Origin of the sequence: Enterobacter ludwigii (assembly GCA_023023105.1) — a bacterium.
Lineage (GTDB): Bacteria > Pseudomonadota > Gammaproteobacteria > Enterobacterales > Enterobacteriaceae > Enterobacter > Enterobacter adelaidei.
In genome coordinates, this window is sequence record CP083824.1 from 4,453,480 (window position 1) to 4,473,346 (window position 19,867).

General features: G+C 54.2%; 19 protein-coding genes. 4 read left to right on the forward strand and 15 right to left on the reverse strand.

The genetic code is table 11. The features are described from left to right. Positions 1-216: 216 nt before the first annotated feature. The 4 genes from hemG to pepQ are packed head-to-tail and all read right to left on the reverse strand — an operon-like array spanning position 217 to position 4,211. Positions 217-762, reverse strand: coding sequence for a menaquinone-dependent protoporphyrinogen IX dehydrogenase (hemG, locus tag LCD46_21600; GenBank protein UOY70578.1), 546 nt, complete (start codon positions 760-762; stop codon positions 217-219). A gap of 10 nt (positions 763-772) precedes the next feature. After that, positions 773-2,224 carry a Trk system potassium transporter TrkH gene (gene trkH / locus LCD46_21605; GenBank protein UOY70579.1) on the reverse strand — a complete coding sequence of 484 codons (1,452 nt, stop codon included), beginning with the start codon at positions 2,222-2,224 and terminating at the stop codon, positions 773-775. 41 nt (positions 2,225-2,265) lie between these two features. Further along, on the reverse strand, positions 2,266-2,880 hold the full coding sequence (locus LCD46_21610) for an IMPACT family protein (GenBank protein UOY70580.1): 615 nt from the start codon (positions 2,878-2,880) through the stop codon (positions 2,266-2,268). Continuing rightward, positions 2,880-4,211, reverse strand: a complete 1,332-nt coding sequence (pepQ, locus tag LCD46_21615; protein ID UOY73028.1) for a Xaa-Pro dipeptidase — start codon at positions 4,209-4,211, stop codon at positions 2,880-2,882. Before pepQ ends, LCD46_21610 begins: the two co-directional genes overlap by 1 nt. A gap of 190 nt (positions 4,212-4,401) precedes the next feature. On the opposite strand from pepQ, the gene fadB reads away from it, so the two are divergent. Continuing rightward, positions 4,402-6,591, forward strand: a complete 2,190-nt coding sequence (fadB, locus tag LCD46_21620; GenBank protein UOY70581.1) for a fatty acid oxidation complex subunit alpha FadB — start codon at positions 4,402-4,404, stop codon at positions 6,589-6,591. Positions 6,592-6,600: 9 nt separating this feature from the next. Then, positions 6,601-7,764: an acetyl-CoA C-acyltransferase FadA gene (fadA, locus tag LCD46_21625; protein ID UOY70582.1), complete on the forward strand. Its 1,164-nt coding sequence runs from the start codon at positions 6,601-6,603 to the stop codon at positions 7,762-7,764. Positions 7,765-7,946: 182 nt separating this feature from the next. Here fadA and fre read toward each other — a convergent pair whose 3' ends face one another. Beyond that, positions 7,947-8,648: an NAD(P)H-flavin reductase gene (fre, locus tag LCD46_21630; protein ID UOY70583.1), complete on the reverse strand. Its 702-nt coding sequence runs from the start codon at positions 8,646-8,648 to the stop codon at positions 7,947-7,949. Positions 8,649-8,691: 43 nt separating this feature from the next. Then, positions 8,692-10,185 carry a 4-hydroxy-3-polyprenylbenzoate decarboxylase gene (gene ubiD, locus LCD46_21635; protein UOY70584.1) on the reverse strand — a complete coding sequence of 498 codons (1,494 nt, stop codon included), beginning with the start codon at positions 10,183-10,185 and terminating at the stop codon, positions 8,692-8,694. A 170-nt stretch (positions 10,186-10,355) separates the two neighbouring features. On the opposite strand from ubiD, the gene rfaH reads away from it, so the two are divergent. Beyond that, positions 10,356-10,847: a transcription/translation regulatory transformer protein RfaH gene (gene rfaH / locus LCD46_21640; protein ID UOY70585.1), complete on the forward strand. Its 492-nt coding sequence runs from the start codon at positions 10,356-10,358 to the stop codon at positions 10,845-10,847. On the opposite strand, the gene tatD is transcribed toward rfaH, so the two are convergent. The 9 genes from tatD to udp form a co-directional block, all read right to left on the reverse strand. Next, on the reverse strand, positions 10,844-11,626 hold the full coding sequence (tatD, locus tag LCD46_21645; GenBank protein UOY70586.1) for a 3'-5' ssDNA/RNA exonuclease TatD: 783 nt from the start codon (positions 11,624-11,626) through the stop codon (positions 10,844-10,846). The genes rfaH and tatD overlap by 4 nt on opposite strands. Positions 11,627-11,667: 41 nt before the next feature. Next, entirely contained in the window at positions 11,668-12,438 is a 771-nt protein-coding gene (tatC, locus tag LCD46_21650; GenBank protein ID UOY70587.1) for a Sec-independent protein translocase subunit TatC, read from the reverse strand. A 2-nt stretch (positions 12,439-12,440) separates the two neighbouring features. Continuing rightward, complete coding sequence (gene tatB / locus LCD46_21655; GenBank protein ID UOY70588.1) at positions 12,441-12,983, reverse strand: Sec-independent protein translocase protein TatB; 543 nt, start codon at positions 12,981-12,983, stop codon at positions 12,441-12,443. Between the two features lie 3 nt (positions 12,984-12,986). Then, positions 12,987-13,241, reverse strand: a complete 255-nt coding sequence (gene tatA, locus LCD46_21660; GenBank protein UOY70589.1) for a Sec-independent protein translocase subunit TatA — start codon at positions 13,239-13,241, stop codon at positions 12,987-12,989. 76 nt (positions 13,242-13,317) lie between these two features. Further along, positions 13,318-14,958: a ubiquinone biosynthesis regulatory protein kinase UbiB gene (ubiB, locus tag LCD46_21665; protein ID UOY70590.1), complete on the reverse strand. Its 1,641-nt coding sequence runs from the start codon at positions 14,956-14,958 to the stop codon at positions 13,318-13,320. Continuing rightward, positions 14,955-15,560 (reverse strand): ubiquinone biosynthesis protein UbiJ, encoded by a 606-nt coding sequence (ubiJ, locus tag LCD46_21670; GenBank protein UOY70591.1) that lies wholly within the window; start codon positions 15,558-15,560, stop codon positions 14,955-14,957. The genes ubiB and ubiJ overlap by 4 nt, the downstream gene beginning before the upstream one ends. A 13-nt stretch (positions 15,561-15,573) precedes the next feature. Continuing rightward, complete coding sequence (ubiE, locus tag LCD46_21675) at positions 15,574-16,329, reverse strand: bifunctional demethylmenaquinone methyltransferase/2-methoxy-6-polyprenyl-1,4-benzoquinol methylase UbiE (GenBank protein ID UOY70592.1); 756 nt, start codon at positions 16,327-16,329, stop codon at positions 15,574-15,576. A 66-nt stretch (positions 16,330-16,395) separates the two neighbouring features. Then, positions 16,396-17,853: a DNA recombination protein RmuC gene (rmuC, locus tag LCD46_21680; GenBank protein ID UOY70593.1), complete on the reverse strand. Its 1,458-nt coding sequence runs from the start codon at positions 17,851-17,853 to the stop codon at positions 16,396-16,398. A 143-nt stretch (positions 17,854-17,996) separates the two neighbouring features. Next, positions 17,997-18,758, reverse strand: coding sequence for a uridine phosphorylase (udp, locus tag LCD46_21685; GenBank protein UOY70594.1), 762 nt, complete (start codon positions 18,756-18,758; stop codon positions 17,997-17,999). Positions 18,759-19,013: 255 nt separating this feature from the next. On the opposite strand from udp, the gene LCD46_21690 reads away from it, so the two are divergent. Further along, positions 19,014-19,820, forward strand: a complete 807-nt coding sequence (locus LCD46_21690) for a dienelactone hydrolase family protein (GenBank protein UOY70595.1) — start codon at positions 19,014-19,016, stop codon at positions 19,818-19,820. Positions 19,821-19,867: the final 47 nt, after the last annotated feature.

A 19,867-nucleotide genomic window follows, 5' to 3' on the forward strand; every position in this document is an offset into this window, starting at 1 on the left:
AAAGAGCAGTGCCGCTTCGTTTTCGCTGCGGCGCGGGGTGTGCATATTACGCTTTCCCGCTACAGAGTCAAGCGTTTATTTTGCTTTTCTCTGCTGACCCGGCGGCGTGCGTGCCGTTGTTCCGTGTCAGTGGAGGCGCATTATAGGGAGTTATTCCGACGTGACAAGAGGAAATTTAAAAAAACTTTTCGTTCGCTCACTTTTCAGACTCAACGCTTATTTAACCCGCGAATCGCCCGATAAATGCGCGATTTCCCGCGCAAAACTGGCCACCTGCGACCAGTCGGTATAAACCACTTCTTTACGCGTATCGGTTTCGCCCCCCGTCATCTTCATAATCAGGCGGATCATGAAGCGGTCATACCAGCGATAGCGAGGATAACGCAGCGCACCAGCAAAGACGGCACAAAGGTCTGGCTGCCATGGAGAGTTCAGCAAGAACTTGCGCGTGTAGCTGTTGGTCTGCGGCGTACGCTTCTCTGCTTTACGAGCAACCAGATTGACCGAGTAGAACGCGCCAGGCAATTTGTTGAGCACCGCGGTGTGCTTTTTCACGAAGCGATCAAGTGCCGGATGAAAATGACCGTAACGAATTGACGCGCCAATCACCACGCGATCGTAATCCTGCCAGGTAATCTGTCCGACACGATTCAGGTTCACCACATCAGAGTAAATTCCCAGCTCTTTTAATTCCGACGCCAGATACGCGGCAATCTCACGCGTTTGTCCATCTCGGGTAGAGAAAAGAATCAGTGTTTTCATCAACGGCTCCTTACTCGCGCCAGAACGTTGGGGTGAACAGCACCAGCAGCGTAAAGACCTCAAGACGACCAAACAGCATATTGGCGATGAGGATCCATTTCGCGACCGGGTTCATGCTGGCAAAGTTATCCGCCACAACCCCCAGGCCTGGCCCAAGGTTATTTAATGTTGCTACGACGGATGCAAAAGCAGAGAAATCATCCACCCCCGTCGCGATGATCGCCAGCATACTGACGATAAAGACCAGCGCATACGCCGAGAAGAAACCCCACACCGCTTCGAGGATACGTTCCGGCAGTGCCCGGTTTCCCAGTTTGATACTGTAGACCGCGTTCGGGTGGACCAGACGCTTCAGCTCACGGTTGCCCTGCTTGAACAGCAGCAGAATACGAATCACCTTCAGGCCACCGCCCGTGGATCCCGCGCAGCCGCCAATAAAGGCGGAGCATAACAGTAACACCGGCAGGAATAACGGCCAGCGCGCAATACTATCCGTGGTAAACCCGGCGGTCGTCGCCATCGACACCACCTGGAAGAACGCCTGGTTTAACGTGGTCAACGCGGAGTTATAAACATCATGGAACCACAATACCAGGGTACAGATGATAACCAGCGTAAGCTGAACGCCAATGAACATGCGGAACTCGGGGTCACGCCAGTACACTTTCAGGCTGCGCCCGCTGAGTAAAGAGAAGTGCAAACCGTAGTTACAGCCGGAAATCAGCAGGAAAATAGCAATAATGGTGTTAATCGTAGGGCTGTCAAAGTAGCCCACGCTGGCATCGTGGGTGGAGAACCCGCCGATAGCAATCGTCGCAAAACTGTGTCCGATAGCATCGAATGCCGGCATACCGGCGAACCATAGCGCCAGCGCACAGGCGACCGTCAGCAAGACATAAATAAGCCACAGCGTTTTCGCCGTCTCGGCAATACGCGGGCGCATCTTGTTATCTTTCAGCGGCCCGGGCATTTCGGCACGATAGAGCTGCATCCCACCGACGCCCAGAATAGGCAGGATAGCCACGGCCAGGACGATGATCCCCATACCACCGAACCATTGCAGCATCTGGCGATAAAAGAGAATCGCGTGCGGTAACGAATCCAGTCCCACCAGCGTCGTCGCTCCGGTTGTTGTTAAACCAGAGAACGATTCAAAAAATGCGTCCGTGATGCTCAGATTCGGTTGTTCGGAGAAGATAAAGGGCAGAGAACCGACGCTTCCCAGCACCGTCCAGAACAAGACGACAATCAAAAATCCTTCGCGTGATTTCAGCTCGACCTTCTGACGACGGTTAGGCCACCACAACAGAGAGCCGATCGCCAGCGCAACAAAGAAAGTCTGGGTAAATGCCCGCCCCGCGCCGTCCCGGTAGATAAGCGCCACCAGCCCAGGGAGAATCATCGTCCCGGAAAAGAGTATGACCAGCAGTCCAACGATTCGGGTTATGGCACGAAAATGCATCTCTGCCGCTTCCTTTGGTATTCAAAAAAGTGAGGTGGGGATTATTCTTCAATCGGCAGCAATTGCAACGAACCACGACTAAAATCAGCCAGTTTTGCTGAAAAAGCAGCCAGTTCCGCCTGAGGAAGCGCCACGCGTAATTGCACCATTGCCTGATATTCACTGTGCGCGATGACGCCGTTAAACTGCTTCAGCAACGCTTCGATACCGGATAACTGTCCGTAATCGCACAGTAAAGTATATTCTGTGAGTGGTGTTTTGCGGGTAGTTATCAGCAAATTCAGTGCCTGCTGAACTCCGCCGCCATACGCTTTAACCAGCCCACCCGTGCCTAACAGGATCCCGCCGTAGTAGCGCACCACCACGGCGGTAATTTCACCCACACCGCTGCCCATCAGCTGCGAAAGCATGGGTTTTCCGGCTGTGCCAGCCGGTTCACCGTCGTCGGAAAAGCCCAACTGCTGCGAATCGTCTGGAGGCCCCGCGACCCACGCCACACAGTGGTGACGTGCGTCAGGATGCTCCGCCCGAACAGATTCAACAAACGCCTTTGCCGCCTCTACGCCATCGGTATGTGCCAGCAGCGTAATAAAGCGGCTTTTCTTGATTTCCTCAACAAAGGTGACCGGTTCAGCCGGTATCAGCCAGCTTTCCATCAGGCCAGCTTCAGATCTCGCGTCATATTCTCGATACCGTTTTCGTGAACGACCACGTTATCTTCAATACGAATGCCACCAAACGGTTTCAGCGCTTCAATTTTTTCCCAGTTGAAGTGTTTGCTGAACTGACCTTCACGCCAGGGTGCTAACAGCGATTCGATAAAGTAGATCCCCGGTTCAATCGTCAGCACCATGCGTGGTTCAAGAATGCGGGTGCAGCGCAGGTAAGGATATTTAGACGGTGCCGCCAGGTGCGTACCGGTATCATCCTGCATAAAACCTGCAACATCGTGAACCTGCAGACCCAACGGGTGACCGATCCCGTGCGGCATGAATGGCCCGGTCAGATCGTTCTCGACCATCGCCTCTTCGCTCATGTCTTTCACAATCTGGTGCTTACGCAACAGCTTCGCGATGCGCTGATGGAACTGGATATGGTAATCCACGTAACTGGTTCCCGCTTTCATGGTACTGATAAGGGCCAGCTGTTCGTCATTGACGTCTTTGATCAGATGCGCAAAGTCAGTATCCGCGTTTGCCGCCCATGTACGGGTCAGGTCAGCCGCATAACCGTTGTACTCCGCACCCGCATCCAGCAGGAAGCTGCGCATCTCCGACGGCACATGGTGATCGAGTTTGGTGTAGTGCAACACGGAAGCGTGTTCATTCAGCGCGACGATATTGCTGTACGGCACGTCCGTATCACGGTGCCCGGTCGCGGTCAGGTAGGCCTGGTTGATATCGAACTCGCTCATGCCAGACTGGAATGCTTCATGCGCGGCGCGGTGGCCGTTCACCGCCGTTTTTTGCGCTTCACGCATGCAGTAAAGTTCGTAGTCGGTTTTATATGCGCGATAGTAATGCAGGTAATCCAGCACCCCTTTCGGGTTAAGCTTGTCAGCCGGAATATCCAGGCCCAATGCACGCTCCGGAACAGGGCCAATATAGGCGATATTGCCGCGCGCAGCAGGCAACTGGCTGCCAATGCCGTCAGCTTTTGGTAATGCAATGATATCCACTTCTTCCGTCCAGAAGCTGGTCGGCAGCGGTTCCACGTTGTGCCAATAATCGACAGGCAGATAGAACCACAATTTTGGCTTATTCACGCCATCCACCAGCAGCCAGCAATTTGGAACCTGGGTTACCGGCACCCAGGCCTTAAACTGTGGGTTGACCTTGAACGGATAAGCATGGTCATCCAGAAAAGTATTCAAAAGCTCGCCAGAGTGGATTAACAGCGCATCCAGCTTAAAGCGGGCCAGTACATCGCGGGTACGTTCTTGTAGGGTAACGATATGATTTTTATAAAGCGAAGCCAGTGAGTCCATCATTCTTCCTTTCGTTTTATTGACCTCAAGTCATCGCATCTTAGCACACCTCACTCCGGCTGCGTGATTTACACCGACCGTGATCAATGCAGCAATTTCTTAATGAGTGATTTGCATTTTATTAACATAAATTCCACACTCCGATTCATCTGGTATGACCAGATCCAATTGCTGGATTCAGGAGACTGACATGCTCTACAAAGGCGACACCCTGTACCTCAACTGGCTGGAAGATGGCATTGCCGAACTGGTGTTCGATGCCCCCGGCTCAGTGAATAAGCTTGATACCGCGACGGTGGCCAGTCTTGGCCAGGCGCTGGATGCACTTGAAAAACAACCTGAATTAAAAGGGCTGCTGCTGCGTTCGAACAAAGCGGCCTTTATTGTCGGTGCCGATATCACCGAATTCCTTTCTCTGTTCCTGGTCCCGGAGGAACAGCTGAGCCAGTGGCTGCACTTTGCTAACAGCGTCTTTAATCGTCTGGAAGACCTTCCTGTCCCGACCATTTCCGCCGTTAATGGCTACGCGCTGGGCGGTGGCTGCGAATGCGTATTAGCCACTGATTACCGTCTGGCGACGCCGGATCTGCGCATTGGCCTCCCGGAAACCAAGCTGGGTATCATGCCGGGCTTTGGTGGTTCCGTGCGTATGCCGCGCATGCTGGGTGCCGACAGTGCACTTGAGATCATTGCGGCAGGTAAAGATGTTGGCGCAGAACAGGCGCAGAAAATCGGTCTGGTCGACGGCGTTGTGAAACCTGAGAAGCTTGTTGAAGGCGCACTCGCCATTCTGCGTCAGGCGATTAACGGCGATCTCGACTGGAAAGCCAAACGCCAGCCGAAGCTGGAGCCGTTAAAGCTCAGCAAGATTGAAGCCGCTATGAGCTTCACCATTGCCAAAGGCATGGTGATGCAGACGGCGGGTAAGCACTACCCGGCCCCCATCACCGCGGTGAAAACCATTGAAGCGGCGGCCCGCTTTGGCCGCGACGAAGCCCTGAAACTGGAAAACCAGAGCTTTGTCCCGCTGGCGCACACCAATGAAGCCCGCGCGCTGGTTGGCATCTTCCTCAACGATCAGTTCGTGAAAGGTAAAGCGAAACAGCTGACCAAAAACGTTGAGACACCGAAACATGCAGCGGTACTCGGTGCCGGTATTATGGGTGGCGGCATCGCTTATCAGTCAGCCTGGAAAGGCGTACCGGTGGTGATGAAGGACATCAGCGAGAAATCCCTGACGCTGGGCATGACCGAAGCGGCCAAGCTGCTGAATAAACAGCTGGAACGCGGAAAAATTGACGGGCTGAAGCTCGCGGGCGTGATCTCCACCATTCAGCCTGTGCTGGAATATACCGGCTTCGACCGTGTTGACGTGGTAGTCGAAGCCGTCGTTGAGAACCCGAAAGTTAAAAAAGCAGTGCTCGCGGAAACCGAAGAAAAGGTTCGTCCGGATACCGTCCTGGCCTCTAACACCTCCACCATTCCGATTAGCGAACTGGCGAGCGTGCTGAAGCGTCCGGAAAACTTCTGCGGGATGCACTTCTTCAACCCGGTACACCGGATGCCGCTTGTCGAAGTGATCCGTGGGGAAAAAACCTCAGACGACACCATCGCCAAAGTGGTGGCATGGGCAAGCAAGATGGGCAAAACGCCAATCGTCGTTAACGACTGCCCGGGCTTCTTCGTTAACCGCGTCCTGTTCCCTTACTTCGCCGGTTTCAGCCAGTTGCTGCGCGACGGTGCCGACTTCCGCAAAATCGACAAAGTGATGGAAAAACAGTTCGGCTGGCCGATGGGCCCGGCGTATCTGCTGGATGTAGTCGGCATTGATACCGCGCATCACGCTCAGGCAGTCATGGCGGCAGGCTTCCCGCAGCGCATGCAGAAAGATTATCGCGATGCCATTGACGCGCTGTTCGACGCTAATCGCTTCGGTCAGAAAAACGGTCTGGGCTTCTGGCGCTATAAAGAAGACAGCAAAGGCAAACCGAAGAAAGAAGAAGACGCCGCAGTGGACAGCCTGCTGGCAGAAGTGAGTCAGCCAAAGCGTGACTTCACCGACGACGAGATCATCGCCCGAATGATGATACCGATGATCAACGAAGTGGTGCGTTGCCTGGAAGAAGGCATCATCGCCAGCCCGGCAGAAGCAGACATGGCGCTGGTGTACGGCCTGGGCTTCCCTCCGTTCCACGGCGGCGCGTTCCGCTGGCTGGACACGCTCGGCAGCGCCCGCTATCTCGATATGGCTCAGCAATATCAGCACCTCGGCCCGCTTTATGAGGTGCCGGAAGGGCTGCGTAACAAAGCGCGCCATAACGAACCCTACTATCCAGCAGTTGAGCCAGCCCGTCCGGTTGGCGAGCTGAAAACGGCTTAAGGAGTCACAATGGAAAAGGTTGTCATTGTTGATGCGATTCGCACCCCGATGGGCCGTTCAAAAGGCGGTGCATTCCGTAACGTGCGTGCGGAAGACCTCTCTGCGCACCTGATGCGTAGCCTGCTGGCGCGTAACCCGGCGCTGGACCCAACCGCGCTCGACGATATCTACTGGGGCTGCGTGCAGCAGACCCTGGAGCAGGGCTTCAACATCGCCCGCAACGCCTCGCTGCTGGCGGAGATCCCACATTCGGTTCCGGCCGTCACCGTCAACCGTCTTTGCGGTTCGTCAATGCAGGCGTTACATGATGCAGCACGTATGATCATGACCGGCGATGCTCAGGCCTGCCTGGTCGGCGGCGTGGAGCACATGGGTCACGTGCCGATGAGCCACGGGGTCGATTTCCACCCAGGTATGAGCCGCAACGTGGCAAAAGCGGCAGGGATGATGGGCCTGACCGCTGAGATGCTCTCTCGTCTGCATGGCATCAGCCGTGAAATGCAGGATGCTTTTGCCGCACGCTCTCACGCTCGCGCATGGGCGGCGACACAGTCCGGTGCGTTTAAGAATGAGATCATCCCAACCGGTGGTCATGATGCAGACGGCGTTCTGAAGCAGTTCAGCTACGACGAAGTGATCCGCCCGGAAACCACGGTCGAAGCCCTTTCCACGCTGCGTCCGGCATTTGATCCGGTCACAGGTACGGTAACGGCAGGTACTTCGTCCGCACTGTCCGACGGTGCCGCCGCGATGCTGGTGATGAGCGAAAGCCGCGCCCGCGAGCTGGGCTTAACCCCTCGCGCCCGGGTACGTTCGATGGCGGTCGTGGGCTGCGATCCTTCAATCATGGGCTACGGCCCGGTTCCGGCCTCAAAGCTGGCGCTGAAAAAAGCGGGATTAACCGCCAGCGACATTGACCTGTTCGAAATGAACGAAGCCTTCGCCGCGCAGATCCTGCCGTGCATTAAAGATCTGGGACTCATGGATCAGATCGACGAGAAGATTAACCTCAACGGCGGCGCGATCGCCCTCGGCCATCCGCTGGGCTGCTCCGGCGCGCGTATCAGCACCACGCTGATTAACCTGATGGAGCGCAAAGATGCCCAGTTTGGCCTGGCAACGATGTGTATCGGGCTGGGTCAGGGTATCGCGACGGTGTTTGAGAGAGTGTAAATCAGGAAAAGTATCTCAAAGCCAATGCCGTCAGAACAAGGCGGCAAGCGAGCGAATCCCGATGAGCTTACTCAAGTAAGTGATTCGGGTGAACGAGCGCAGCCAACGCAGTTATGGCGTCATTGGCGAAGAGAGACAGTTTAGTTGCCGTTCTTCCCGCCTGTCAGGGGCGGGTTTTTTATTTAGATGAAGGCAAAAGCATCGCCGAAGAGACGGTCTTCACGCGCATCACGTTCGTTACAGAACAAGTCACGGGCAATTTTCGCCATCTCAAAACGGCCAGCGATATAGATATCGTGCCCTGCCAGTGTGCCATGATCCTGTAGCACCGCCGTCAGTACCGTACCGCTGCGTCCACGCCAGCCTTCTTCCGGCTGCTCAACCACCGGCTCTATGCGCAGGTTAGGATGGGTTACGCTCAGCGCTTCCAGTTCAGACAGGTCATAGAGATGTTTCTCTTCACGGCCACCCCAGTAAATGGTGATGTCACGGTCCGGGTTACGCGCCAGTGCGGTCAGCAGAATAGAGCGCACATAAGAGAAGCCCGTACCGCCCGCGATCAGGATCAGCGGACGGTCTTCGTCATCGCGCAGCCATGCATCACCATGAGGAATGTCGACCACAATCTCACGCTCTTTAAGAATGCGGTCCATGACGGCCATCGCATACAGGTTAAGCTCTGACGCACCAATATGAAGCTCAATAAATTCCTGCTCCGCTGGCGTTGAGGCCATAGAGAAAGGACGCTTATCACGCTCATCCATCACGACCATCAGGTACTGACCCGCGCGGAAAGAGAATGGCGCTTCTGGCACTAAACGGACGCGATATACGGTGTCGGTGATGGCATCTACCGAGGTCACTTTACAGCTTAAGGTTGTCATTCGCTCTCTCTGTCGGGAAGTCTATAGGGCTTAACGGTCAAGCTCAGGGTTTACCGTTATTCATTATGGCCAGCTCGTCCCAGATCGCGTCAATTCGCGCGGTCACTGCAGGATCTTTTTTGATCGGGCGACCCCATTCACGATCGGTTTCGCCAGGCCATTTATTGGTGGCATCCAGTCCCATTTTTGAGCCAAGACCGGAAACCGGCGAGGCAAAATCCAGGTAATCTATCGGCGTGTTTTCGACTAACACCGTATCGCGCGCCGGGTCCATTCGCGTGGTAATGGCCCAGATTACGTCATTCCAGTCGCGGGCGTTAACATCATCATCGCAGACAATAACAAACTTGGTATACATAAACTGGCGCAGGAAAGACCATACGCCCATCATCACGCGTTTCGCGTGACCAGGATACTGTTTCTTCATCGTGACCACCGCCATGCGATATGAGCATCCTTCAGGCGGCAGATAAAAATCAACAATTTCCGGGAACTGCTTTTGCAGGATCGGCACAAACACTTCATTCAGCGCCACTCCCAGTACCGCCGGTTCGTCCGGTGGACGTCCGGTATAGGTGGAGTGATAGATCGCATCTTCACGCTGTGTAATGTGCGTAACGGTAAACACCGGGAAGTTATCCACTTCGTTGTAATAGCCGGTATGGTCGCCGTAAGGGCCTTCTGGCGCCATTTCACCCTGCTCAATGTAACCTTCCAGCACAATTTCCGCACTGGCCGGAACTTCGAGATCGTTAGAAATACACTTCACGACTTCGGTTTTGGTTCCGCGCAGCAGGCCTGCAAACGCGTATTCAGAGAGTGTATCCGGCACGGGGGTCACCGCACCCAGAATGGTGGCCGGATCGGCACCTAACGCGACAGAGACAGGGAAACGTTCACCCGGATGCTCAGCACACCACTCCTGGAAATCCAGCGCGCCGCCGCGATGCGACAGCCAGCGCATGATGAGTTTATTCTTGCCAATTAATTGCTGACGGTAAATACCGAGATTTTGCCGCTCTTTGTGAGGGCCGCGCGTAACCGTCAACCCCCAGGTGATCAGCGGAGCAGCATCCTCAGGCCAGCACTGCATAATAGGGATTTTGGTCAGATCAACCGCATCGCCTTCCAGCACTTTCTGCTGGCACGGCGCGCCGCGCAGGCGTTTAGTTGGCATGTTCAATACTTGCTTAAACTGTGGCAATTTGTCGAACAGATCGCGGAAGCCTTTCGGCGGCTCTGGCTCTTTCAGAAACGCCAGCAGTTTACCCACTTCACGCAGCGCCGTAACGTCTTCCTGCCCCATCCCCAATGCAACACGACGTGGAGTACCAAACAGGTTGCACAACACCGGCATGGCGTACCCTTTCGGATTTTCAAACAGTAATGCGGGGCCACCGGCACGCAGGGTGCGGTCAGCAATTTCTGTCATCTCCAGATAAGGATCAACAGGAAGTGTAATGCGTTTGAGTTCGCCCTGCTTTTCCAGCAGCGTCAGGAAGTCGCGGAGATCGTGGTATTTCATGCAGTTAGTCATGGCCTCTCTGTAAGCGCTTCATTATACGGCGTAAGCCTGCTTGATGCTGTAATTTTGTTAAATTAGCGTGAACTTATGCGTTCTGTTCCATTTTCCCCCATTATAATCAACTTAGCGATCCCGCCAGGGTTTTGATATGCTTGCGCCCCGAACTAAGGGAAAGAGTGATTATGCAGGCCTGGTATTTACTTTATTGCAAACGCGGGCAGCTTCAGCGCGCGCAGGAACATCTTGAACGTCAGTCTGTAAATTGCCTGACACCCGTGATCACGCTTGAAAAAATGCAGCGCGGGAAGCGCACAACCGTCAGTGAGCCGTTGTTCCCGAACTACCTCTTCGTGGAGTTCGACCCGGAAGTCATCCACACCACCACCATCAGCGCCACACGCGGTGTCAGCCACTTTGTGCGCTTTGGTACCAGCCCGGCAATGGTTCCGTCAACGGTGATCCATCAACTATCGGTTTATCAACAACCCGAAGGTATCACCGACCCGGAAACACCTTACTCAGGGGACTGCGTCGTCATCACGGAAGGTGCTTTCGAAGGGTTGCAGGCGATTTTCGCTGAACCGGACGGCGAAGCACGCTCCATGCTGTTGCTCAACCTGCTGAACAAACAGGTTCTGCAAAGCGTTAAAAACACCGACTTCCGCAAAGTTTAAAAATCGATCCCAAACAGGTGACGCACGTTGTCATCCGTCTGCGCGGAAAGCCAGTGGGGATCTTCTCCGCGCCGTTTCGCCACGTTCTCAACGATGTGCCCAAGATGTGCAGGTTCATTTCGCCGCGACGTCGGTTTGGGTTTCATGTCTCTCGGCAGCAGATAAGGCGCATCCGTTTCCAGGAGCAAACGATCAGCCGGGATTACCGGCAACAGCTCGCGAAGCTCAAGCCCGCGGCGCTCATCACAAACCCAGCCAGTGATCCCCAGAAAGAGCCCACGTTCCAGGCAATCCAAAGCCTCCTGTCGCGAACCGGTAAAGCAGTGCAGCACCGCACCGGGTATTTTATCCAGCCACGGGTTCAGAAGGGCAAGAAAACGCTCATGCGCGTCGCGGCAGTGCAAAAACACCGGCATTCCAAGCTCAGCTGCCAGCGCAAGTTGTGCCGTGAACGCTTTTTCCTGCTCTTCAGGCGTGGAAAAGTTACGGTTGAAATCGAGACCGCATTCGCCGATCGCCACCACTTCTGGCATCTTCGCCAGCCTGTACAGGGTATCGCCACTTTCCGCAGTCCACTGGCTGCTGTCATGAGGATGTACACCAGCGGTCGACCAGCAGCGCTCGTAGCGTTGCGCCAACAGCTGCGCCTGCTCGCTTTCATGCAGGTTGGTTCCTGTCAGCAACAGTCCTTTCACTCCGGCAGCAAACGCACGTGCAACGACCTCATCACGATCTTTCGCAAACTGCGAGCTGGTCAGGTTGAGTCCAATATCAAACATGCGAATCTCCATATAACAACCGCCCTGACGGGCGGTTGATTTTACTCTTCAGTGGTCTTGTCTGACGTATCGTCTTCGTCATCTGTTCGACGTCCTTTACCCACGTAGAAACGCGAGAAGAAGACACCGACCTCGAACAGGCAATACATCGGTATGGCCAGCAGCGTCTGGGAGAACACATCCGGCGGTGTCAGCAGCATGCCAACCACAAATGCACCGACCAGGATATACGGACGCTTCTTACGCAGATCATCAGGGGTAGTCACCCCTACCCAGCAAAGCAACACAATGGCCACCGGCACTTCGAATGCCACGCCAAAGGCCATAAACAGTGCCATCACAAAGCTGAGGTAGCTAGCGATATCCGTCGACACCTGGACACCTTCCGGCGCGGTATGCGTCAGGAAGCCAAAGGCCAGCGGGAAGACAACGAAATAGGCAAACGCCATGCCGATATAGAACAGCAGCGAGCTGGATACCAGCAGCGGGATCACCAGCTTGCGTTCGTGTTTGTACAGTGCCGGCGCCACAAATGCCCACACCTGGTAAAGAATGATCGGCGCAGACGCAATCAACGATACCCAGAAAGTAAGCTTAATAGGGGTGAAAAACGGTGATGCAACATCTGTTGCAATCATCGTTGCCCCCAGCGGCATCTGCTTGATCAGCGGCGCAGAGACCACTTGATAGATGTCATTGGCGAAGTAGACCAGACACAGGAATATGAGTAAAACTGCAATAATGCAGTTTAACAGTCGCTTACGCAGCTCTATAAGGTGCGTAATAAGCGGTTGAGTATCATCTACTGCCATGTTTACGCTTTATCACTCGACGATGGGGATGATTCGGAAACAGGCGCGGCGGGCTTAACTTCAGCCGCTTTTACCGCTGGCTCTTCCGGCTGCGCCTGTTTTTTCGGTTCAGGTTCCTGCGGCGTTTGTTCAGGCGCTACAGCCTGATGTTCAGCGCTAGCAGGCGTTACGCCCTCGCGCTGCTCCTCGCTGCCCTTCACCACCGGGTTATGGATGGTGTTCGCTTCATCACTCGCTTTTTCAGGATCGTTAATGCTATAGGAGCGCTTCATTGATTCCGCCGCTTCGCGCAGCTCATCCATTGAGGCTTTCAGTTCCGGCGTCAGGTTATCCATGCTCGCCTTCTCTACCTTTTTCAGGCTTTCCTGAAACTCCTGCAACTTAAGTTCCTGTGCCAGCTCATTCTGAACGGTCGATGCAAGCGATCTCAGCGCACGAACCCAGCCCGCAACAGTTTTCACCGCCACCGGCAGACGCTGCGGCCCCAAAACGATCAGGCCAATCACAAAGACCAGCAGCAGCTCACTAAAACCAATGTCGAACACGACTTACACCTGCTCTTTATCGTGGCGTTTAGCGTCTTCCTTTTTGGTTTCGTCTTGCTTGTCGGAGATGGATTTAGCAGTAAAGTCAGCGTCCTGGCTGGTTTTATCCTGCTTGCTCTCATCATCGCTCATCGCTTTCTTGAAGCCTTTGATAGACGCGCCCAGATCGGAACCGATAGAACCGAGCTTTTTGGTGCCGAACAGCAGCACGACGATGACGGCAATGATCAACAATTGCCAGATACTGATACCACCCATACAAGTTCCTCAGGGATAGATGATTAATTAGTCAGGTCGTATTATACGTATGCAACCTGTCGATAGCGACGCAAAATCAGCGCGTCTTTCTCCAGCCAACGAGCCAGACAACCACGCCACCAGCCATCAACCAGGCGGGCATCATCTGCCAGTCCGGACGGTTGATCAGAAGCAGCGTACCACTTAGCAGCAGCGTTGCTCCAATCCCAAAAAGATAGCGTGACTGACCCTGACGAGCACGGCTGGACTGAAGTTCGCGGGCGATTTTATCCATGCTGTGCTGAAGGTTCTTGCTCTGACGCAAACTGTCGTAAACCAGTTCAGGAATTTCAGGCATTTTTTCGATCCAGAACGGGCCTTTCTCTTTCAGTGAACGCACCAGTGCCGGAATGCCAACCTGATCTTTAATCCAGGATTCAAGGAAAGGTTTCGCAGTCTTCCACAAGTCTAACTGAGGATAGAGCTGTCGGCCTACACCCTCAACGTAAAGTAATGTTTTCTGAAGTAAAACTAGCTGTGGCTGAACTTCCATATTAAAACGGCGAGCCGTGTTGAACAGGTTTAACAGCACATGCCCGAAGGAAATTTCCGCCAGCGGTTTTTCAAAAATCGGTTCGCAGACGGTTCGAATGGCAAACTCAAACTCTTCGACGTTGGTATCCGGCGGGACCCATCCGGAATCGACGTGCAGCTCGGCCACCTTACGGTAGTCGCGGTTGAAGAAAGCGATGAAATTCTCAGCAAGATAGCGTTTATCTTCTTTGTTCAACGACCCCACAATCCCACAGTCGATACCGATATACTTCGGATTCTCAGGATGTTCGTAGCTCACGAAGATATTGCCCGGGTGCATGTCCGCATGGAAGAAGCTATCGCGGAACACCTGGGTAAAGAAGACCTGTACGCCACGTTCGGCCAGCAACTTCATGTTCGTTCCCTGTTTCTCCAGGGCCGTCACATCCGAGACGGGAATACCGTAAATACGCTCCATCACCATCATATTCTGGCTACAGTAGTCAGAATAGACTTCGGGTACGTAGAGCATCGGGCTGTTTTCAAAGTTGCGACGCAGCTGAATGGCGTTTGCCGATTCACGCAGCAGATTAAGCTCATCAATCAGAGTTTTTTCATATTCCCGCACCACTTCCATCGGGCGCAGACGACGTCCATCAGGCAGCAAACGGGGCACCCAACGGGCCAACCGGTAAATCAGCTTCATGTCCGCTTTGATGATCGGCAGGATGTCCGGGCGAATAACCTTAATGACAACTTCTTTACCGTTTTCTTTCAGACGTGCTGTGTGGACTTGTGCGATAGAGGCCGACGCCAGAGGCTGGATGTCGAAATCGTCAAACCAGGTTTCGACGGGAATGTTGCCCATCGCCTCTTCGATCTGCTTTTTCGCGCGTGCGCCGTCAAACGGTGCAACGCGATCCTGCAGCATCGCCAGCTCATCCGCAATCAGAGGCGGGAAGAGATCGCGGCGAGTCGAAAGCATCTGACCGAATTTAATCCAGACCGGACCGAGCTCCTGCAGCGCCAGACGCAGACGTTCACCCAGCGGCTGTCCCTTATGTCGATTAGGCATCCAGAACAGCATCCGCCGCCAGATACGAAGCGGCAGCGTGATACGCATTTTGGGGATAAGCTCGTCGAGCCCGTAGCTCAAAAAGATGCGAATAATGAAATAGAGGCGCCGAATTTCACCAGGCGTCATTTGCCCTCCAGTTTTTCCAGCCGTTTGGTTAACGCATCAACCGCACGTTCAACAGCAGCGGTCTCTTCCGCAAACCACGCCACTTCCAGTGGTCCAGGGGCCATACGCCACTCTTCCGTCAGCACTTCCGCCGCATAGCGTTGTTGCCGTTGCAGGTTTTTACGCAAAAATGCCGCCCCACCATGAATAGCTTTACCGATCCCTTCGGCGGCAATGTCACCAACAAAAGGTGAAAGCAGCTCTGCGGGGTCGAACTCGGCAAGGTCACTGAGCGCAACGAAATTCTGTACAACCTGAATGTCGCCTTCCACTTCCAGCTCACCGCTGCGGATCAGTGCAGTTAATTGCTGGCGGTCGTGTAATTTTGGCAACACGCTCATGTGCGTGATAACAGAGCAGTCGGCTTCACCCTCCCACTCACCCAGAACGTCAAGCTGGCGTTCGCTGAAAACCAGCACCAGCGGCGTCGAGAACTCTTTTAAAACAATGCGTAATACCTTCCCGTTAAGCCGCTGACGTGCAGCTTTCAGCGCCGGGGCGCGATACAGAAAGGCATTCAGTACATTCTCGATGCCAGCAGTGACCAGGGGTTTAAAGGGCACAAGACACCTCCACTCAGAATTTGTAACCGCGATGCAGCGCGACGACACCCGCCGTCAGGTTGAAATATTCAACATTCTCAAATTCCGCATCCTGCATCATGGCTTTTAATGTGTCCTGATCCGGGTGCATACGAATAGATTCAGCCAGATAACGGTAGCTTTCCGCGTCGTTTGCCACCAGCTCACCAATGCGAGGGAGTACGTGGAATGAATAAGCGTCGTAAGCTTTGCTCAGTGGTTCAATAATCGGTTTAGAGAACTCAAGCACCAGCAGACGTCCACCCGGCTTCAGCACGCGGTACATAGAACGCAGCGCTTTCTCTTTATCAGTGACGTTACGCAGACCGAAGGAGATGGTAATGCAGTCAAAAGTGTTGTCCGGGAATGGCAGCGCTTCGGCGTTCGCCTGCACATATTCCACATTCCCCACCACGCCGATGTTACGCAGCTTTTCGCGTCCCATTTTCAGCATTGAATCATTAATATCTGCCAGAACGACACGGCCAGTTTCGCCTACCAGGCGAGAGAATTTCGCGGTTAAATCGCCCGTGCCGCCAGCTAAATCAAGCACCGTTTGTCCACGACGCACACCGCTGCAGTCGATGGTGAAGCGCTTCCACAAGCGATGAATACCGAATGACATCAAGTCATTCATCACATCGTACTTCGCCGCCACAGAGTGAAATACGTGGGCCACCATGTCAGCTTTCTGCGCTTTGGCAACAGTCTGAAAACCAAAGTGCGTCGTGTCTTGTGAATCGTCAACCATCTCAGAGCCTGCTTATCAGTAAAATGTTTGTGAAGTGTACCAGATTGGACGCGTTTGCCCTACGATTCAACCACCGCGAAACAAACGCGTCGGCTGCTCATCTGGCGATAATTCCGCTGCTAGATCGTTGTCTTCACTGTTTGTCTTTTGTTCAGCACTGCCTTCACGCAGGCGGAACTCCTCGTCCTGCGACGTGGCCTGTTCAACCAGTTCCGGATTAATCTCGCGTTTTACTTCGACGCCCAGACTACGGAATGCCTCAGCTTGTGCCAGTAAGTTGCCACGTCCGGAGGAGAGTTTTTTCATTGCCTGACGGTAGTTATCCTGCGCGCGGTCAAGGCTTTGCCCGACCGAGGACATATCGTCCACGAACAGACGCATTTTGTCGTACAGCTTGCTGGCTCGATCGGCAATCTGTTGCGCATTGCGGCTCTGGTGTTCATAGCGCCACAGGTTCGCAATGGTTCGCAAGGCCACCAGCAACGTGGTCGGGCTGACCAGCATAATGTTATTTTTCAGCGCTTCGGTGATCAGTTCAGGCTGCCTGTCGAGTGCCAGCAGGAAGGCCGGTTCAACCGGAATGAACATCAGCACGTAATCCAGTGAGCGCAGGCCCGGCAGTTGCTGGTAGTCTTTTCTGCCGAGCAGACGGATATGGTCACGCACGGAAGCAATATGCTCCTGCAATGCCGACTCTCGGGTGTAATCATCTTCCGCATTAAAGTAGCGCTCATATGCCACCAGCGTCATTTTGGCGTCGATGACAACGTCTTTGCCCTGAGGCAGACGCACTATGACATCGGGCTGCATGCGCGAGCGAGCATCATTTTCGATGCTGACCTGAGTCTCATACTCATAACCTTCACGCAGGCCTGAGGCCTCGAGCACGCGGGTCAGGACCACTTCCCCCCAGTTTCCCTGGGTTTTGTTATCCCCTTTCAGCGCGCGAGTCAGGTTGACCGCCTCCTGCGCCATCTGTGCATTCAGTTGCTGAAGATTGCGAATCTCATGCGCCAGCGTGTGCCGCTCGCGAGCCTCCTGACCAAAACTGTCTTGCACCTGACGACGAAAACCGTCCAGCTGTTCACGCAGAGGCGTCAGAAGGCTGTTCAGGCTCTGGCGATTCTGTTCATCAACGCGGCGGTTGCTGTGTTCGAAAATGCGGTTGGCGAGGTTTTCAAACTGTTCGCTGAGGCGTTGCTCGCTGTTGATCATCTGGCGGATTTTGTCTTCCGCATGCAGTTGGGTGGATTCAAGACGGGTGGTCACTTCGCGGAGATCAGCTTCCAGCGAGGTGTTGATATCCCGCAGGTTGCGTAGTTCGTTGTTGAGCAACTCGCACTCATCGCGCCAGTGCCCGCTCAGAGCAAGCTGTTGTTTTGCCGCGCTTAAATCGGCGACCATCTCTTCTCGCTCGGCCAGCTGATCGGCCTTCTGCTGTGCATGCTGGTAGCTGGAAATGAGCCAGCCAATCCCTAAGCCCACCAGCGCAATCACCGCGTAAATCAGGATCGAGATATCCACAATGCCCCCTGCATCAACGTATTACCCGCACAAAATAGAATTGTGCTGTATAAACGTCCAGTTTGAAAGGGTTTTCCTGCGAGGTGCTACGCAAAAAATAAAGGCCGAACGTGTCGGCCTTTTATTGCATGCAGAAGAGAGGACTAGATCAGGCGACGCGCCGCTTCCACCACGATTTTCACGGCATGACTTTCGGTCTGCTTCATGGTTTCGGCGTTCGGGATCTCCTGCTGGGTACGGTTGACGATAACGCCCGCCACCATACCGGCACGCAGACCCTGGCTTGCGCACATGGTCAGCAGCGTCGCAGACTCCATTTCGTAGTTCATTACGCCCATGGACTGCCACTCTTCCATAGAACCTTTGAAACGGCTCACCACGCGACCAGAGAAGGTGTCATAGCGCTCCTGGCCTGGGTAGAAGGTATCGGAAGAGGCAGTTACACCCACGTGCGTGGTCGCGCCCACAGATTTCGCCGCTTCAACCAGCGCAGTGGTACATTCGAAGTCTGCCACTGCCGGGAATTCCATTGGCGCGAAGTGCAGGCTTGCCCCGTCCAGACGCACAGATGCGGTGGTGACCAGCACGTCACCGACATTGATATGCGGCTGAATAGCGCCGGTGGTACCGATACGCAGGAAAGTACGAATGCCCAGTTGCGCCAGCTCTTCAACAGCAATGGAGGTCGACGGGCCACCGATACCGGTAGAACACACGATCACGGCTTTGCCATCCAGCTCTGCACGCCAGGTGGTGAATTCACGATGGGCTGCCAGCTTAACCGGCTTATCCATCAGCGCGGCGATCTTTTCCACACGCTCAGGATCACCCGGGACGATAGCGAGCGTAGCCCCTTGTAAATCGTTTTTGGTGAGGCCGAGATGAAAAACATCAGACTTAGACATAGGTGACTCCTCTGTGGGTCGGTTAGTCAGAAGAAGTAAAATGGTACTTTACAGAAGCAATACGCATAATTTCGTGATGCACTTCACCATGAGTGAAAATGATTGCAGTAAATTTCCATGAAAAAGTGATTTACATCACATTAACAAGTTATATCGTGGTGTGCTGCACAAAAGATAGACCGTTTAAGGCACTGTGGGTTGTTAACCTGGTGTCTATATTTACCTTTGCGCTAACTCATTGGTACGGAGAATGCCATGACTGAAAAAATCGGTTTTGCACCTGCTGCAGCCCCGCATGCTTCAACCATCGTTTCAACGCCCAAAGAGGCCATAACGGCGGGTGAGACCTCCATCCCCTCGCAGGGGGATAATATGCCGGCTTACCACGCGCGGCCAAAATCGGCAGAGGGTCCGCTGCCCATCGTCATTGTGGTTCAGGAAATTTTTGGTGTTCACGAACATATCCGCGACCTCTGCCGCCGGCTGGCGCTGGAAGGGTATCTGGCCGTTGCGCCAGAGCTCTACTTCCGTCAGGGCGATCCGAACGACTACAGCGATATTCCAACATTACTCAGCAACCTGGTCAGCAAAGTCCCGGATGCGCAGGTCATGGCCGATCTCGACCACGTTGCCAGTTGGGCAGCACGTAACGGTGGTGATGCACATCGTCTGATGGTGACGGGTTTCTGCTGGGGAGGGCGTATCAGCTGGCTGTATGCCGCCCATAACCCGCAGCTCAAAGCCGCTGTCGCCTGGTACGGCAAACTGGTGGGTGAAAAAACGCTGAATTCACCGAAACATCCGGTTGATATCGCCACCGAGTTGAATGCCCCCGTGTTAGGGCTTTACGGCGGTCAGGACACCGGTATTTCACTGGATTCGGTAGAAACCATGCGCCATGCGCTCCGCGCGGCAAATGCGAAGGCGGAGATCGTGGTATACCCGGATGCCGGGCATGCATTTAATGCCGACTATCGTCCGAGTTATCACGAGGAATCTGCAAAAGACGGATGGCAGCGAATGCTGGCGTGGTTCAGCCAGTACGGCGGTAAAAAAGGGTAAAAGCAAAAAGCCCGGCGGCGATGACGCCTTACCGGGCCTACAACTTA

What these genes read in the sequence shown, in the direction of transcription:
- hemG (UOY70578.1), bottom strand. Translation starts at nt 762, where the DNA reads ATGAAAACACTGATTCTTTTCTCTACCCGAGATGGACAAACGCGTGAG.
- trkH (UOY70579.1), bottom strand. Translation starts at nt 2,224, where the DNA reads ATGCATTTTCGTGCCATAACCCGAATCGTTGGACTGCTGGTCATACTC.
- LCD46_21610 (UOY70580.1), bottom strand. Translation starts at nt 2,880, where the DNA reads ATGGAAAGCTGGCTGATACCGGCTGAACCGGTCACCTTTGTTGAGGAA.
- pepQ (UOY73028.1), bottom strand. Translation starts at nt 4,211, where the DNA reads ATGGACTCACTGGCTTCGCTTTATAAAAATCATATCGTTACCCTACAA.
- fadB (UOY70581.1), top strand. Translation starts at nt 4,402, where the DNA reads ATGCTCTACAAAGGCGACACCCTGTACCTCAACTGGCTGGAAGATGGC.
- fadA (UOY70582.1), top strand. Translation starts at nt 6,601, where the DNA reads ATGGAAAAGGTTGTCATTGTTGATGCGATTCGCACCCCGATGGGCCGT.
- fre (UOY70583.1), bottom strand. Translation starts at nt 8,648, where the DNA reads ATGACAACCTTAAGCTGTAAAGTGACCTCGGTAGATGCCATCACCGAC.
- ubiD (UOY70584.1), bottom strand. Translation starts at nt 10,185, where the DNA reads ATGACTAACTGCATGAAATACCACGATCTCCGCGACTTCCTGACGCTG.
- rfaH (UOY70585.1), top strand. Translation starts at nt 10,356, where the DNA reads ATGCAGGCCTGGTATTTACTTTATTGCAAACGCGGGCAGCTTCAGCGC.
- tatD (UOY70586.1), bottom strand. Translation starts at nt 11,626, where the DNA reads ATGTTTGATATTGGACTCAACCTGACCAGCTCGCAGTTTGCGAAAGAT.
- tatC (UOY70587.1), bottom strand. Translation starts at nt 12,438, where the DNA reads ATGGCAGTAGATGATACTCAACCGCTTATTACGCACCTTATAGAGCTG.
- tatA (UOY70589.1), bottom strand. Translation starts at nt 13,241, where the DNA reads ATGGGTGGTATCAGTATCTGGCAATTGTTGATCATTGCCGTCATCGTC.
- ubiB (UOY70590.1), bottom strand. Translation starts at nt 14,958, where the DNA reads ATGACGCCTGGTGAAATTCGGCGCCTCTATTTCATTATTCGCATCTTT.
- ubiE (UOY70592.1), bottom strand. Translation starts at nt 16,329, where the DNA reads ATGGTTGACGATTCACAAGACACGACGCACTTTGGTTTTCAGACTGTT.
- udp (UOY70594.1), bottom strand. Translation starts at nt 18,758, where the DNA reads ATGTCTAAGTCTGATGTTTTTCATCTCGGCCTCACCAAAAACGATTTA.
- LCD46_21690 (UOY70595.1), top strand. Translation starts at nt 19,014, where the DNA reads ATGACTGAAAAAATCGGTTTTGCACCTGCTGCAGCCCCGCATGCTTCA.